Source organism: Psychrobacillus sp. FSL K6-2365, assembly GCF_038003165.1.
Lineage (GTDB): Bacteria > Bacillota > Bacilli > Bacillales_A > Planococcaceae > Psychrobacillus > Psychrobacillus psychrodurans.
The window spans coordinates 3126004-3140512 of sequence record NZ_JBBOOO010000001.1 but is presented as its reverse complement, the minus strand read 5'-3'; the positions used below and the strand labels follow the sequence as shown (position 1 = coordinate 3140512).

The window sequence follows — 14509 nt, the reverse complement described above, 5'->3', positions numbered from 1 at the left end:
ACTATCCATTTGCAGAGCGGAATAAAATACCCTATTATGCAGCCAATTGACGGTATTAAACCGGCGATTGGCTTATTAATTTCATTTGTATCATGAATCAAGTGAGTGATATTGTTGCCCTGCCGCATCTAGATGATAGCGGAGTGCAGGAGGGAGTCATTAGTTCTAAGAGAAAACGTGATGATACCTTAATGCAACTTTATGAATTTGATGCTCTCCAGACATTTGCACTAAATCCAATTGAACATGGTTTGCAGACGATGGACACGTGGCTGACGGATTTAGAAGGACTGTTTACGGACGGAGTCACAGACATAGATTTTCGATCGAACCAATGGGCTGCGATATCAATGAATAGTGAATTGAAGACGGCTATTGAACAACAAACCTCTCGGGTTAATGGAGGCCTAGAGTCCAGCAATCAGGAAAATCTGATAGGTACGGAAATCACGCCAGGAACGTTTCGGGCACTCGAGGGTAAAAAGACCAAGACAATCCATAGAGGTGCTTATGGAAGCTTTAACCTGTTAAAATTCCACCTGTACGAAAATGGTCTGATCATCAAAGAATACCAGCTTGGGACAAGCAAGCCAATTCAATATGTAGTGGTCCACGAAGTAGAAGAGGAATTCGAAGACGGTGGTGTCCGAGAGCTCGATGGGTACTTTGAAGGTACAAAACTTGCATTTGTTGATTATCTAAGACCGCATGCGATTGTCAAAAAAGGCTTCAAGCTCGCTTTCATTTCCGGAGCCAAGATATCTAAATATAAAGGGGATCTTTCTGTAAGGAAGACTCCTACGGTTGAAAACAAGTCTAAGGGTAGTGTGAATGGTAGTAAAGAGGCGGGAAACCCTAATAAGGTTACGGTAAAACATTCAAAGGATAAGATTATTTACCCTAGTAAACCACATACAAATAAAACTCCAGGACACTGGGAAGCAATGGTAGATAAAGCTAAAGAATTGGCTAATAATGATAATATAAGTAAAGTCTATTTAAATAAAGGTCTTTCAAATGAAATACCTGGAATTAAACCGAACCGAAGACCAGACATAATGGTTGTTCGAAGAGATGGGAAAATTGATCAATATGAGGTTCCAAGTAAAACTGATAATATAGAAGACTTGATTGAAAGAATGCAAGATAATCAAATGCTCTTGAAAGATAGGGCTGGAGATATATTTATTTTACCCCCAAAAAAATAATGAAAGATGAGGTTATATAATGGTAGAGAGGTTAACAACGTCCGTAGTATTATATGGCGAAATTGATTCCGTAGATTCTAAAAAGTGGTTAGATTTTTATAACTATGTATCGAATTTTATTAAGTCAATAAATTTGGTTCCAAATTATATGGCCCTTTCCAGTAAATCAATTAAAAGTAGCAAAATTTCTTCTGTTAAAAGATTAGAAAAGAACTTATTTAAAGCAGTAGAAAGTAAAGAAGAAATTTCGTCGTTATCTATATATAGCCTTCCAGATAATTTTGAAACAGCTGCTTTTGACTATAATGCATATATATGTAGGACTACTAGATTAAAATATTCACATATAATAGTTACAATACCTATTGAGATATTTGAAAAAATAGATCATAAAGAATTTATAATGGGATTAAAAAATTTTATAGACTTTAAAGATGGTGAAATATTTAATATGTCAATTTTGGAGAGTCCTCAATTATACGCTTCTAAAGCAAATGCTCCATCAACATTTAAAACTTTAGAAGTGACTGCAAATATATAAAAACTATTGTGCCTTGATTGGATTACCTTTCAAGGTTTCTTTTTTGAGGGGCTAATGGGATATGGGACCGATCCACCATGCGGTGAATGGTCTAGTTCAGATGGAGGATCAACTTAAGGGAGCGGGAGGTAATGCCATCCGCTCTTTTTACCAGGAATGCCATTTACCGTTTCTTCACTTTTTCCAGTTGTTTTCTGAACAGTTTAAACAAATGCTTAACCAGATGGAGGCAGCGCTTCATTCACTGGAACCTGATTCCTCCGGTTACATACTCGAAACATCCCTTGATGGAGAGCTAGAACAGGGACTTACGCTTATTGGTGAACTCACTGCTAGCTTAACTGATGAGGCAAATAGTATCATGAATCATGAGTGATATTGTTGCCCTGCCGCATCTAGATGATAGCGGAGTGCAGGAGGGAGTCATTAGTTCTAAGAGAAAACGTGATGATACGTTAAACCAACTCTATGAATTTGATTCTACCCAGACATACGCACTGAATCCTATAGAACAAGGTTTGCAGACGATGGACACGTGGCTGACAGATATAGAAGGACTGTTTACGGACGGAGTCACGGACATAGATTTTCGATCGAACCAATGGGCTGCGATATCAATGAATAGTGGATTGAAGACGGCTATTGAACAACAGACCTCTCGGGTTAATGGAGGCCTAGAGTCCAGCAATCAGGAAAATCTGATAGGTACGGAAATCACGCCAGGAACGTTTCGGGCACTCGAGGGTAAAAAGACCAAGACAATCCATAGAGGTGCTTATGGAAGCTTTAACCTGTTAAAATTCCACCTGTACGAAAATGGTCTGATCATCAAAGAATACCAGCTTGGGACAAGCAAGCCAATTCAATATGAAGTGGTCCACGAAGTAGAAGAGGAATTCGAAGACGGTGGTGTCCGAGAGCTCGATGGGTACTTTGAAGGTACAAAACTTGCATGCGATTGTCAAAAAAGGCTTCAAGCTCGCTTTCATCTCCGGAGCCAAGATATCTAAATATAAAGGGGATCTTTCTGTAAGAAAGACTCCTACGGTTGAAAACAAGTCTAAGGGTAGTGTGATTGGTAGTAAAGAGGCTGGAAACCCTAATAAGGGTATAGATAAAGCTAGACCATCATGGAGACAATCTGAAATTGATGTGGAGAAGGATTTCCCAGAGTATAATGCTCAAAAGTCTTTTAAAGATGGTAAAGAAGTACCTTATGGAGAAAAAGGTAGTTCTAGACCAGATTTGTATCAGACTGGGCATAGCATAGAGGTGAAAAATTATAAGATTACTACTTCAAGCGGACGGAGTAGATTGGTTAATAACGTGTCAAAACAGGTAGAAAAAAGATTAAGCGAATTACCTAACAGTACAAAACAGTCTGTTATAATTGATATTAGAGGACAGAATGTATCAGATGAAATACTAGATGAATTGTATGAAAAGATTATGAATAAAACAAATGGTAAAGTAGATATAAGATTTAAAACGAATTGATTGAGGTGAGAGAAATGGCTGTGGGATTTAAGGTGAAATATTATTGGTATCAAGTTGGGCATGGTGATTTCGTACATTCTTTTTTCTCTACAATAAGCTATCATTTAGAGCAAAATGGATGGGGAAATGAATTTCCCTATTTATTAAATGACCTCTATAACGGAAAACTTGAAAATAAGAATATTGATAGTGCAATAAATGAATTAGAAGAAATAAAAAAGAAATTACAGAATTATAGTCCATCACAAGTAATATGGGATATTGAAGACCTATCTAAAAGACCACCTTGGGGTGATAATATTAGTAAGGATATCACAAACTTATCTAATTACTTTGTCACAAGTGAGGGAGAAGACTTAATAGGTATGTTAATGAAAGCATTAGAGAAAGGACTAAAAACTAATTCAGATGTTTATATAGAAAGTTTATAAGTAATATCCTTCGATTAATGACCTTGATAAACGTATGAACTATATCAAGGTCATTTTTTATTTGAAAGTGATACGGAGTGTCGTATAAACGGTTTTATTTATAAAATAATGTTATACCTTTTGTAAGCCCTATAATGTTTTGCTGAATAATAAAGTGCGTACAAATACTTTAAAATGTATGCCTTATTTACTCCTTATTATGTTAAGCAAATACCATAATATTATCAGTTACCACCATTTCTATTCTTCAAAGCCATACCTTCGCTTTCTCCCTGCCTTTTAAATTTTTCGCAACTTTTACGTACATAGAACGATGATAAGGTACCTGAAGATGATATATTAAAAGCTGAACAAAGAATGGACATCAGTTTTTCAAATGATTTAAAACAGCTATATTTAGAAGTTGGATATGGTTTTATTAAAGGTCAAAGTGCTAATTCAATAAATAGAATATTGGGACCAGGGGCTGTAGCAGATATTAGATTAAGAGAAGGTATTTTTTAATTTGACCCAGATTTAGATGAACTTTTTGATGATGAAGATAAACTAATTTTTTTGGAAGTAAACGAGGGTGTTTATATTTCAATAGATTTACAATTAGTTAATAATCCAATACTTTATTTCGATATTCAAATAGCTGAATCGTTAGAGGATTTTTTAAAAAAATTTCTCAATAATAATGAATATTATATAGATTTAATTGAGGATTAGGCTTAATTGGTAGAAGAAGTAAAAAATAATTGACCTTGATTGGCTATGAAATGCCTTTCAAGGTTTTTTACTTTATTTGAATCATCTACTGTTAAGTAGACAAAGACAAAGACAAAGACAAAGAGAAAATGATTAAATTGAAAATCGAAAGATCATGATGGTTGTACCAACCTTTTAGAACGTGCTATATGTCGCAGCTTCTAGAGGGGAATTAGCAATTGTTAAAAAACTAATAGAACTTGGTATAAATGTGAATGTCCTTGGAAAAGTTTATGGTAAAATTCCCAAATGAGCATCAAGCTGGTATTCATGGAGCAGGTTCACCAGCAAGTACACTATTTAAAGGAGGTAAAAAATAATGAGCTATGAATTTATTAAGGCAAACCAAGCAAATAGTTTTTATCCAGTGACTGAAAACGAAATAAAAGAGGTTGAGAAGGAACTTGATTTAAAATTTCCTAAGGAGTTAGTTAAATTTTATATAGAGGTTGGCTACGGATTTATTAAAGGTTCAGAGTTTAATATTAATCGTATTATGGACCCATATTCAGTAAGGGATTTTCGATTAAAAGTTAATGATTTTGAGTTTTATCCCGACATAGAAATCTATCATGAATTTGAGAATAACAAACTAATATTTTTTGAGGGCAGTGAATCAGCTTTAATGTCAATAGAATTGAATGAAAATAATAGAAATGCAGTTTACTATTATGATATTCAAATTGCGACTTCTCTTGAAGAATTTTTAAGAAAGATAGAAGAAAATGATAAATATTACTTGGAGTTACTAGCTGATTAAAGAACGATAATAAAACATACCTTGAATGGTTTTCGACTTTCAAGGTTTTTTTCTTTCATTTATATTAAAATAATTGGTATTTGAGTGAGACAAAAAGAAAATAATTTGTTTGAGAATCGAGAGCTCATGATGGTAGTACCATCAAGGCATTATGTTTTAATACTTGGTTTGTGAAAATAATACGATAATTAGGCGAGATGACATTTTATATGCAGGAATTATTGCCTCATCAAGGTAGACATCCGAACGCATATCATGAATATGTGTTAGACAGGATAAATGAATATGATGCTATTGCACGTGGGAATCAAGAAATTTTTTTAGAGCTATTTGAAGGTTTAAAGAAAGAAGTCAGGGAAAATCCCGATATGCTTTACAAGAGTATTGGTTAAGTAAAAAATAGGTAGGGGATACAGATGAAATTTTATAAGTTAAGCATAGAAGTTTCGGGTGAAAATGATATAGTTTGTCATTATAAGGATGATTTAGGTATTCAACAATATGAATTTAAAACTGGGCAGCCGTTTAATAGATGGGATGGTAGTTTTAAATTTTACTATGATAAAAGTGAAGGAGAAATGCCTACAGACTATCTTGCAAATGATATGGGATGGTTTGTGGTATCTAGTAGATTGAAAACTATTATGGAAACTTTGAATACAAGAATTGAGTACTTTCCAGTTGACATTGTTGAGTTGAAAAGTGGAGATAGTTTAGAAGGATATTATATTGCTAATATTCTTAAAGTCGTTAATGCACTATGTCTAGAAGAATCAGACTACCGTGAAATACAGACTAAAAGTGTTGGGACGGTATATAATGTACGAAAATATGCAATTTATGAGAGTAAAGTAGAAAATAGTGATATTTTTAAATTGGGAAATAGACAGGAAATACCTATTTTTGTTTCAGAAATATTTAAAAAAGAAATTGAAAATAATGAATTAACAGGTATGGAATTTTACGAAATTAAAGCTATCTAAATTTTAGAATAGGAATTTTTCACTAGAATATATCTGAATTAATTAAGATGTTCGAAAATAATGACTCCATGAAGGTAATACCATCATGGAGTTTATTTCTATAGGATTGGTAAGAGAAAGTACGAGAAATGTTCGATTTGGCATTTTACATGTTATCGGTACTTACTGCAAAAACAATAAAATAACGAGATTGTAAAAGCTCTTAGTGCTAAAGGTGATAAAGATACGGATAAATAAAGATGGTGAATAGAAAGAAAGTGAGAATTTTATGTGTGAGACAATAAGAGAATGATTTTTGAAAATCAAGAGCTCATGAAGGTAGTACTATCCTGGAGTATCGTATTAATACTTGGACAGTAAGAAAAGTACGATAGTTAGACGAGATGGATATTTTCATAGAAGAAGTAGTTATGACATGGCATAATTAACAAACTAACGAGATTGACAACGCTCGTGGCGATAAACAAGAGATCCTAGCCAATATAATAAGGTTTCGCCTAAGGAGAGAATTTTAAAAAATGTATCCAGAAATGAGGAAATTAAATGAATGATATATTTGTTAAATCACTTTATGAGTCTATCGTGAAAGAGAACTTTCAACTTTACAAAGACTTGTATGAAACAACGTATGTTACTTCTAAAACAGATGATTATTGGAAAAAGACTATTGGTTTTTACGATAGTTTAACTGACGGAAATAAAGATACATTAATGAAGATAATTGAACAAACTATGATTGATACTATTTCAAACATGCTAGGAGTAATTGATGGAAGTTCAACTTTAAAAGATTGTTCCTTAGAACCTAAATTACTGCTTGATTCTATTGATACGGAAGGAAAACTGCAAGATTCGTTTTTAGAATTCATAGAAGAAAGGGATTGTAACAGCTAATTGGATTTTTTATACAAAGGTCTTTATAAAGAGCACAGTTAAAATTAAATAGTTTAAATGAATTCAATTACCTTGATTGGCTAAATGCCTTTCAAGGTTTCTTTTTTGTGGGGCTACCCCCAGTGCTGAACAAACCACTTTTTATTCAGATATTAGAAGAGGTATCCCTTGTAACCCCTATATGGTGTTAGATCAAATCGTGATGGGTTTCAGTTACTCAAACAATAGAGGCGTAGAGTCCAGCAATCAGGAAAATCTGATAGGTACGGAAATCACGCCAGGAACGTTTCAGGCACTCGAGGGGAAAAAGACCAAGACAATCAATAGAGAAGCTTATGAAAGCTTTAACCTGTTAAAATTCCACCTGTACGAAAATGGTCTGATCATCAAAGAATACCAGCTTGGGATAAACAATCCAATTCAATATGAAGTGGTCAACGAAGTAGAAGAGGAATTCGAAGACGGTGGTGTCCGAGAGCTCGATGGGTACTTTGAAGGTACAAAACTTGCATTTGTTGATTATCTAAGACCGCATGCGATTGTCAAAAAAGGCTTAAAGAGCGCTTTTGTCACCATAACCAAGCCATTTAAGTATAAAGGGAATCTTTCTGGTAAGAAGACTACTACGGTTGAAAACAAGTCTAAGGGTAGTGTGAATGGTAGTAAAGAGGCGGGAAGCCCTAATGAGGGTACGGGTAAAGAAACTTATCAACATCTAAAGGACTATAAGAATAATAAATATTTTCCTCGGAGTGTAGAGTATAATGCAGGTAAAGATGGCACAGGTTTTAATTACAAAGTATATTAAAGAGGAGATATTAATTGGGATATGGTCCGAACAAAAGTTGCTAAAAAAGGTCGCGGGTTAACAAATGCTGAAGCATCTGGGAAATATGGACTTGCTCCTATTCTTGATGATGCAGATAGTGTTGCAACATTGCATCATTCACAACAAAAGGGTGTTGGACCATTATATGAAGCTTCAACTAGGTACCATAATATCAGTATTGCTAAAAGAGCTCCACTACATCCTTGTAAAGGAAAGTTAAACCCATTTTATCCAATGGATGAGACAACTAGAGGGGCATTTCAAAAAGTAGATTCTATTAATTATTGGAAAATACGAGGAGAAGAAGCTTTAGGAGGAAAATAATATGAGTATTTTGCCTGAGAGACTAGATGAAGTTCTGGAAGAAGAAATATATAAACGTGAAGATAGCAAACTAGTACAGGATGCTTTAATAAGGCTAGGTGTAAACGCATCAGATACTTTCCAAGAATTTTATATCCAATATGCAGGACCCTTTTGGGAAGAACATGTACCCTTGAATTACTAGATATAGCAAATGAAGAAAATAATATTGAATCATACACACTCATTTCTAGAAAAGAACATGGTTTTCCGAAGCAATATCTTGTATTAAGTGAAATGTCAGCAAATGCTGTATTAGTGCTGGATACTGTAACAGATAAAGTTTATATAGTTAATTTTGAGGGTGGAGATGAACTGCTTTTAAAAGGAGAGTTAAAAGAAACTTGGTCATCGTTTTTTGATTTCTTGAAGGCATATTTTAATTGTTAATTAATGTTCAATAAAAGATAATTCATAGACACTTAAAACCTTGATTGGTAATATGCCTTTCAAGGTTTTTTAACTTATGAACTCTATGATTAAAAATCAATATCATTTTTGAATCAAAAACCAATATCATTTTTGAATCAAAAACACTCATGATGGTTAGCAAACTTACGAGATTGGTTGCAGTGACATTTAAATAAAACAACCACACTTACTACTCGATTTAAATTTACACGATTATCTAAGACCGCATGCGATTGTCAAAAAAGGCTTCAAGCTGGCTTTTATTTCCGGAGCCAAGAGTTTTACAATATATAAAAAGGGGATCAGGTACAGCCTGATCCTTTTTTTTTGTATTTGTTAATTGTTTCTGACACAGGGACCGAATTTTATTGACTTTGTACATACATATTTTATACAATTGTAACTCGACTGAAATTTTAGAAAGTTTAGGGGGGAGTATCATAATGAGCAATATATATGAAGAGGAATTAAAGAGATTGCAGGAAGTTTTATCTACACTGGATGATCGAATACACAAGCTAGAAAGTATTCCAGTTTATCACGGGGATAACTATACTGAGCAAGTACTTGAAAGTATGAGGGAGTTAAATCGGCAAAACTTACGAATTGGTGTACAAGAGCCATACTTTGGTCGGTTAGATTTTAGGGAGGATGGCCATTTAGAGCCAAATCCATTATATATTGGGAAAGTCGGTGTTTCGGATGAGGAAGCGAAGAAGCCAATAGTTATTGATTGGCGAGCACCAGTTGCGAGTATGTTTTACTCCTTCAATGGCGGAGAGGAGCTGGCTTATTATCAATCGCCTGATGGATTGGTAGAGGGAGAAGTGTATTTAAAAAGAAACATAGCCATTCGTAAACGAGAGCTAGAGCGTGTTGTTGATACGTATGTAAAGGGGAGTGAAGATGTATCCCTGACAGACGAATTTCTCTTATACCGATTAGGTGAAAATAAAGATAATAAATTAAAAGATATCGTTTCAACGATACAATCTGAGCAAAATGAAATTATCCGAGCTGAGAAAAATATACCGTTATTGATCCAAGGGGTTGCAGGGAGTGGGAAAACAACTGTCGCTTTACATCGCCTTGCTTTTTTGATATATGAATATCGTGAACAGCTACAAGCAGATAGAATGATCATTTTCGCTCCAAACAGTTTGTTTTTAGACTATATTTCTGATGTACTTCCTGAACTGGGAGTAGGAAATATTAAACAAACAACTTTTCCAGAGTGGGCGTTAAGTCTTTTAGATAATACGGTGAAATTAAAACATCCAGAAGAAAAGTTAAATGAAGCTTTTTCCATGAATCGAGACAATCATAAAGTTATGCAGGGTAAATTAAAGGGGTCAATCAAGTTTAAGTCATTTATTGAAAGAAGTCTCATTCAATTTGAAGAAAATCTAGTACCAACAACTAATCTCGAACTATGGGATCAAGCTGTGATAACAGTAGATGAAATTAAGAAGTGGTTATTGGTTGAATATAAGCATTATCCATTAACAAAGCGCAGGGAACGATTAGTTGCACGAATCAAGCGTTGGATAGAGATAGAACTTAAAAAGGTCGAAGGAACCGATGAGAAGAAGCTATTGAAAAAAGAAGCGAACAATAGATTGAATGTATATATGAAGTTTTGGCCAAAAATGAGTGCATTATCATTTTATACATCTTTGATGAATCAAAAAGAAATAATAGAATTATTACCTGAAGCACTTGTCCAAGAAACAGCGAAGAATTGCCAAAAGAAAGAAGTAAATGTAGAAGATTTAGCACCACTCGTCTATATTTATCATCAGCTAACAGGAATAGAAGGCAAACAAAAATTTCATCATGTTGTGATTGATGAAGCACAAGACTTTTCGCCGTTTCAAATTTCTATACTGAAAGAGATTACACAAGGTAATTCTTTTACTATTTTAGGTGATTTATCTCAGGCAATCTATAATTATCAGGGAATAGAGGACTGGAATGACTTTAAAGAAGTGTTTCAAGAAACGGGTTATTATGAACTGACGAGAAGCTACCGTTCTACAAAGGAAATTATCGAATTTGCCAATGAGGTCATTAAGCATGCCGAAGTTCCCGTGGGACTTGCAACACCAGTTTTTCGTAGCGGTGAAAAAGTGAAAGTGATTGCTACAGATGATCAAATTACTGAAATCATTAAGGTACTTCATGATTTACAAAAAGAAAATCTTAAGACGATTGCGATTATTGGTAGAACAGAAGCTGAATGCCGTTCCATACATATGCAGTTACAAATAGCAGGGATTGACGTGAACGTCATTGAAGCAAATCAAAAGAAATACGAAGGTGGTATTTCTGTAGTTCCTGTGTATTTAGCTAAGGGATTGGAATTTGATGCAGTGTTACTTATAGATGTGGACGCAAGTCACTATAAAGATTCAAAGTATGATGCCAAATTATTATACGTAGGCTGCACGAGATCACTCCACGATTTACGTATTTTCTATTCAGGTGAAGCTTCTCCATTAATTCAAGGAATACCAAAAGAATTTTACGAAAGTAATTAATAGATCTTTGAAGAAGATTACTCAGTTATATGTTAGAGGACCATCTTTTTTGCATTAATTTAGCGAGAGTAGTTGGTCTTCTTGGAGAAACTGTAACTTTTTAAAACCATGTCCTTGTGTCAGAAACATTCATGTTAATTCAAACAAACGTCAATCTTGTGATTTATATATATCATTACTAAAAGTTCAAGAACATTAGAGTTTCGCAGAATCGTTCATCAACATCCGCATGAGCCGTATTGTGTGGGCCTAAGGTGCCGGTGACAGTATATCGAAGATTATTGTTCGCGGTAACTTTCGCAGCGTTGATTGTATCAATTCCTTCATTTAACCATAAAAAAAACCCATCCTTGAGTTCACTCCGATGGGATAAGACCTATTCAATAGCCAATCCAATTGAAGGGAACCTGCCTCCTGCGATTACTCGTCGTAAAAAGGATTTGACTATTATATTGGACCGTTCTATGCGCAAACATCGAATGGTCTTTTTTATTGTACTCTGAGATTAGTTTTAATATCCGTGTTTATTTGGTGCTAAATACTAAAATAATTCAGAATTCAATAACAACCTGGTACTTTTTGCCAAGTTTCTGTCAATAACCTATGTTTCAATCCAGTTTCCTCATGTGTATCCATCATATGGTTATACTGGGTTACTTTTGTGATTTCAATTATTTTTTATATAGATTACGATAAACACCTAGGTTGTTAAGACCTAGCAAACAATTAACCTTAGGGGGAACTTAGTAAGATGAATAAAAAGACGGTAATTAATGTACTTAGCGCAACAGTTATTGCAGCATCAGCATTGACAGCAGCGGCACCAGCTCAAGGTGCTTCTAATTTAGATGCCTTAGTGCAAAAGGCAGTTAACGCGGGTACAGTTTTAAAATGGGCGATTTCTTTAGAAGGTTCTGCAGATGGTACTACTCGTCCATATCCTGAATATAATGCAGCTAAAAAAGCTCGTGATGCTGCTGTTGTAGCTGTAAGTAAGTCACCAGCTGCACAAAAGAAAGTATATATGGATAAAATTGGAAAGGATGTAAATATTCATATCACCCGTACAATGCAGTACATAGATGCTATTACAGCCGGTGAAAAAATGCAAGATAAACAAACTGTTCTAGAAGCACAAATTGAAAAAGGTCTAATTGTTGATGAAACGGAGAAAGCGTATCATGAATTATCAAATGAAATTCGTAAACAAGCGATTCTTTTAGATCGTGTATACGGTAAATCAACACGTGATGCGATCCGTGACCAATACAAAGAGGCTGCTCAAGATGTACGCGACAGTGTTATGCATGCCGTAACTGTTAAAATGAAACTCGATTTAGCAAATGCAGCTCTTGAAGCTAACAATATGGATGAAGTTGAAAAATATTTAGCTCAAGCGAATGAAAACATTGGTCAAGTTCAAAATGCTAAAATGAAAGCTACATTAATTGCCTCAATTGAAGCAGTAGAAGCTGGGTTAACTCCAGTAGTTAAATCAGTTCGTGGTGCGAATGCTAAAGAACTAGTTGTTGTTTTCAATAAAGCTGTTAACAAAACAGAAGCTGAAAAAATAGCTAATTATTCTTTAGAAGGCGAAAAATTTACTAAAGCTGTTCTTTCAGAAGATGAAAATACAGTTACATTAACAACAAAAGATGAATTAAATGTAAACAATGCAAAATTATCAATTGCTGCTATCCCTACTAAGGCTGACGATAAGGTTAAAACAGAAGCACATAATACATTATTCACTTTTGCTGACAAAACTGCACCAGTTGTAGCTTCTGTTGAAGCAAAAGGAACTACAGCGAAAATCACTTTTGCTGAACCAGTTCAATCCGAAGGTACAGTTAGCTTAAACGGTGCTGTAACAAGCAACTATACTGTGTCTGAAGACAACAAAACAGTAACAATAACAGGTGTAGAAGCTGAAAAATCTTACAAAGTTGCAATTGTCGGTGCAAAAGACTATGCGAACAATGTGGCAAATCCAATATCTTTAGACTTTACAGTTGAAAAGCCAGTCGTGGATGAAGTAAAACCAAGTGCAACTGTATCAGTTTTAAATAATGAAATAATAATTGATTTTACAGAAGAAGTAACAGTTGGCACGGTAAAAATCAATGGTACAGACTATGCAAATAAATTAGTTCAAGATGCGGATGATAAAACAAAATATGTTTTAGATGCACAAACAGCTGGAGCTCTAACTGGAGTTAACTTCTTAAATAATGCGCAAATTATTGTTGAAGGATTTAAGGATAAAGCTAATAATGTTGGTGAGAAAGTTTCTGTTACTGGAACTCTAACAGCAGATAAAAATGCACCTTCATTTGTTTCTGCAAATGTTAACGGTGATAGTAATAAAATCTTATTAACATTTGATGATGCTGTATCTAAAGGGAATCTTGAAGCAGCGAACGAGCTAGTTCTTAAAGTAAAAGATGGAGTACACCAAACAAACAGTGTAGTTGATTTAACAGCAACTGGCACTGCAAATATTGCCTATGGATACGATTTAGATGGAAAAGATGGAGTTAAAGGCAATGAAAAGAATATCGTTGCGATTGACTACACTCTTGTAAAAGATTCAACGTATTCATTCGAACTAGCAGGTAAGGTTGTTGAAGATCGTTATGGAAATCAAGTGGCTGACACTCTAACGTTTACAGTTACTGGAATTGAACATGTACAAGCACCTGCTCAACCTGAAGCTACAGTAGTACTTTCAGATGTAAATGTATCAGGTAAAGTACTGACTGTTAAGTATAATGAAGATATGAGTGATTCTGCATTAGTAGCATCAAATTATAAATTAGGTGGAAAAGCTCTAACTGGCGATGCACAGCTTAAATTTGTAAATGATAGAAAAACAGTTGAAATTACTTTACCAGAGGGTTCAATTACAGCTAACGGAACTTATGTATTTGAAGTTACTAGTGTAACAGCTAAAAATGGCAATACTTTATTAAATAACAAAGCTACTTCAAATGAAGCACTGACTGAAAATATTGCTCCAGTAGCTTCTAACATAACTGTTCTTAATAGCAAAACTTTTACAGTTAGTTTCTCAGAAGCTATTAATAATGCTGTTGCTAATACAGTGACAGGCGTGAATGTTGAAATCGATGGCAAGAAAGTAACACCTGCATCAGTTTCTGCTGCAAATGGACAATTAACTGTAACAACAACAGCAGACTTTGCTTTAAATGCAGCTATTTCTGTTGAATTCAACTCAACAACGAACCTTGTTGACGCTAACGGAAACGCAGTAAAACAAGGCATTGTTTCTAAATAAGGAT

14 protein-coding genes and 3 pseudogenes are annotated in these 14509 nt (G+C 34.5%); all 17 read left to right on the top strand.

Annotated features, from left to right (window positions below; genetic code table 11):
* Positions 1-92 precede the first annotated feature (92 nt).
* The 17 genes and pseudogenes from MKY29_RS15730 (at position 93) to MKY29_RS15655 (ending at position 14505) form a co-directional block, all read left to right on the top strand.
* Complete coding sequence (locus tag MKY29_RS15730; RefSeq protein ID WP_340880241.1) at positions 93-1208, top strand: T7SS effector LXG polymorphic toxin; 1116 nt, start codon at positions 93-95, stop codon at positions 1206-1208.
* A 19-nt stretch (positions 1209-1227) separates the two neighbouring features.
* Complete coding sequence (locus MKY29_RS15725) at positions 1228-1749, top strand: hypothetical protein (RefSeq protein WP_269921744.1); 522 nt, start codon at positions 1228-1230, stop codon at positions 1747-1749.
* A 61-nt stretch (positions 1750-1810) separates the two neighbouring features.
* Positions 1811-2125, top strand: a complete 315-nt coding sequence (locus MKY29_RS15720) for a T7SS effector LXG polymorphic toxin (protein ID WP_340880239.1) — start codon at positions 1811-1813, stop codon at positions 2123-2125.
* Positions 2126-2159: 34 nt separating this feature from the next.
* Positions 2160-2759 carry a T7SS effector LXG polymorphic toxin gene (locus MKY29_RS15715; RefSeq protein ID WP_340880238.1) on the top strand — a complete coding sequence of 200 codons (600 nt, stop codon included), beginning with the start codon at positions 2160-2162 and terminating at the stop codon, positions 2757-2759.
* Positions 2674-3246: a hypothetical protein gene (locus MKY29_RS15710; RefSeq protein ID WP_445677897.1), complete on the top strand. Its 573-nt coding sequence runs from the start codon at positions 2674-2676 to the stop codon at positions 3244-3246. Before MKY29_RS15715 ends, MKY29_RS15710 begins: the two co-directional genes overlap by 86 nt.
* Positions 3247-3260: 14 nt before the next feature.
* On the top strand, positions 3261-3677 hold the full coding sequence (locus MKY29_RS15705) for an immunity 70 family protein (RefSeq protein WP_340880882.1): 417 nt from the start codon (positions 3261-3263) through the stop codon (positions 3675-3677).
* A 318-nt stretch (positions 3678-3995) separates the two neighbouring features.
* Positions 3996-4388: pseudogene (locus tag MKY29_RS15700) on the top strand (SMI1/KNR4 family protein); the annotation flags it as partial.
* A 278-nt stretch (positions 4389-4666) separates the two neighbouring features.
* Positions 4667-4747: pseudogene (locus MKY29_RS22015) on the top strand (hypothetical protein); the annotation flags it as partial.
* Positions 4747-5187 carry an SMI1/KNR4 family protein gene (locus MKY29_RS15695; protein ID WP_340880237.1) on the top strand — a complete coding sequence of 147 codons (441 nt, stop codon included), beginning with the start codon at positions 4747-4749 and terminating at the stop codon, positions 5185-5187. The pseudogene MKY29_RS22015 and the gene MKY29_RS15695, both read left to right, overlap by 1 nt.
* Before the next feature lie 197 nt (positions 5188-5384).
* Complete coding sequence (locus MKY29_RS15690; protein WP_340880235.1) at positions 5385-5579, top strand: AHH domain-containing protein; 195 nt, start codon at positions 5385-5387, stop codon at positions 5577-5579.
* Positions 5580-5603: 24 nt separating this feature from the next.
* Positions 5604-6170: an imm11 family protein gene (locus MKY29_RS15685; RefSeq protein ID WP_340880234.1), complete on the top strand. Its 567-nt coding sequence runs from the start codon at positions 5604-5606 to the stop codon at positions 6168-6170.
* Positions 6171-6713: 543 nt separating this feature from the next.
* On the top strand, positions 6714-7064 hold the full coding sequence (locus tag MKY29_RS15680) for a transposase (RefSeq protein WP_340880233.1): 351 nt from the start codon (positions 6714-6716) through the stop codon (positions 7062-7064).
* A 181-nt stretch (positions 7065-7245) separates the two neighbouring features.
* A complete protein-coding gene (locus tag MKY29_RS15675) occupies positions 7246-7872 on the top strand; it encodes a hypothetical protein (RefSeq protein WP_340880232.1) in 627 nt (208 codons plus the stop codon).
* A 21-nt stretch (positions 7873-7893) separates the two neighbouring features.
* Positions 7894-8217 (top strand): hypothetical protein, encoded by a 324-nt coding sequence (locus MKY29_RS15670; RefSeq protein WP_340880230.1) that lies wholly within the window; start codon positions 7894-7896, stop codon positions 8215-8217.
* A gap of 1 nt (position 8218) precedes the next feature.
* Positions 8219-8646 (top strand): annotated as a pseudogene (locus MKY29_RS15665) (SMI1/KNR4 family protein).
* 464 nt (positions 8647-9110) lie between these two features.
* Positions 9111-11207, top strand: coding sequence for a HelD family protein (locus MKY29_RS15660; protein WP_340880229.1), 2097 nt, complete (start codon positions 9111-9113; stop codon positions 11205-11207).
* 751 nt (positions 11208-11958) lie between these two features.
* Positions 11959-14505 (top strand): S-layer homology domain-containing protein, encoded by a 2547-nt coding sequence (locus MKY29_RS15655; RefSeq protein WP_340880228.1) that lies wholly within the window; start codon positions 11959-11961, stop codon positions 14503-14505.
* The last annotated feature ends 4 nt before the right edge of the window (positions 14506-14509 follow it).

What these genes read in the sequence shown, in the direction of transcription:
- MKY29_RS15655 (WP_340880228.1), top strand. Translation starts at nt 11,959, where the DNA reads ATGAATAAAAAGACGGTAATTAATGTACTTAGCGCAACAGTTATTGCA.
- MKY29_RS15690 (WP_340880235.1), top strand. Translation starts at nt 5,385, where the DNA reads ATGACATTTTATATGCAGGAATTATTGCCTCATCAAGGTAGACATCCG.
- MKY29_RS15730 (WP_340880241.1), top strand. Translation starts at nt 93, where the DNA reads ATGAATCAAGTGAGTGATATTGTTGCCCTGCCGCATCTAGATGATAGC.
- MKY29_RS15705 (WP_340880882.1), top strand. Translation starts at nt 3,261, where the DNA reads ATGGCTGTGGGATTTAAGGTGAAATATTATTGGTATCAAGTTGGGCAT.
- MKY29_RS15675 (WP_340880232.1), top strand. Translation starts at nt 7,246, where the DNA reads ATGGTGTTAGATCAAATCGTGATGGGTTTCAGTTACTCAAACAATAGA.
- MKY29_RS15660 (WP_340880229.1), top strand. Translation starts at nt 9,111, where the DNA reads ATGAGCAATATATATGAAGAGGAATTAAAGAGATTGCAGGAAGTTTTA.
- MKY29_RS15670 (WP_340880230.1), top strand. Translation starts at nt 7,894, where the DNA reads ATGGTCCGAACAAAAGTTGCTAAAAAAGGTCGCGGGTTAACAAATGCT.
- MKY29_RS15685 (WP_340880234.1), top strand. Translation starts at nt 5,604, where the DNA reads ATGAAATTTTATAAGTTAAGCATAGAAGTTTCGGGTGAAAATGATATA.
- MKY29_RS15680 (WP_340880233.1), top strand. Translation starts at nt 6,714, where the DNA reads ATGAATGATATATTTGTTAAATCACTTTATGAGTCTATCGTGAAAGAG.
- MKY29_RS15710 (WP_445677897.1), top strand. Translation starts at nt 2,674, where the DNA reads ATGGGTACTTTGAAGGTACAAAACTTGCATGCGATTGTCAAAAAAGGC.
- MKY29_RS15720 (WP_340880239.1), top strand. Translation starts at nt 1,811, where the DNA reads ATGGGACCGATCCACCATGCGGTGAATGGTCTAGTTCAGATGGAGGAT.
- MKY29_RS15695 (WP_340880237.1), top strand. Translation starts at nt 4,747, where the DNA reads ATGAGCTATGAATTTATTAAGGCAAACCAAGCAAATAGTTTTTATCCA.
- MKY29_RS15725 (WP_269921744.1), top strand. Translation starts at nt 1,228, where the DNA reads ATGGTAGAGAGGTTAACAACGTCCGTAGTATTATATGGCGAAATTGAT.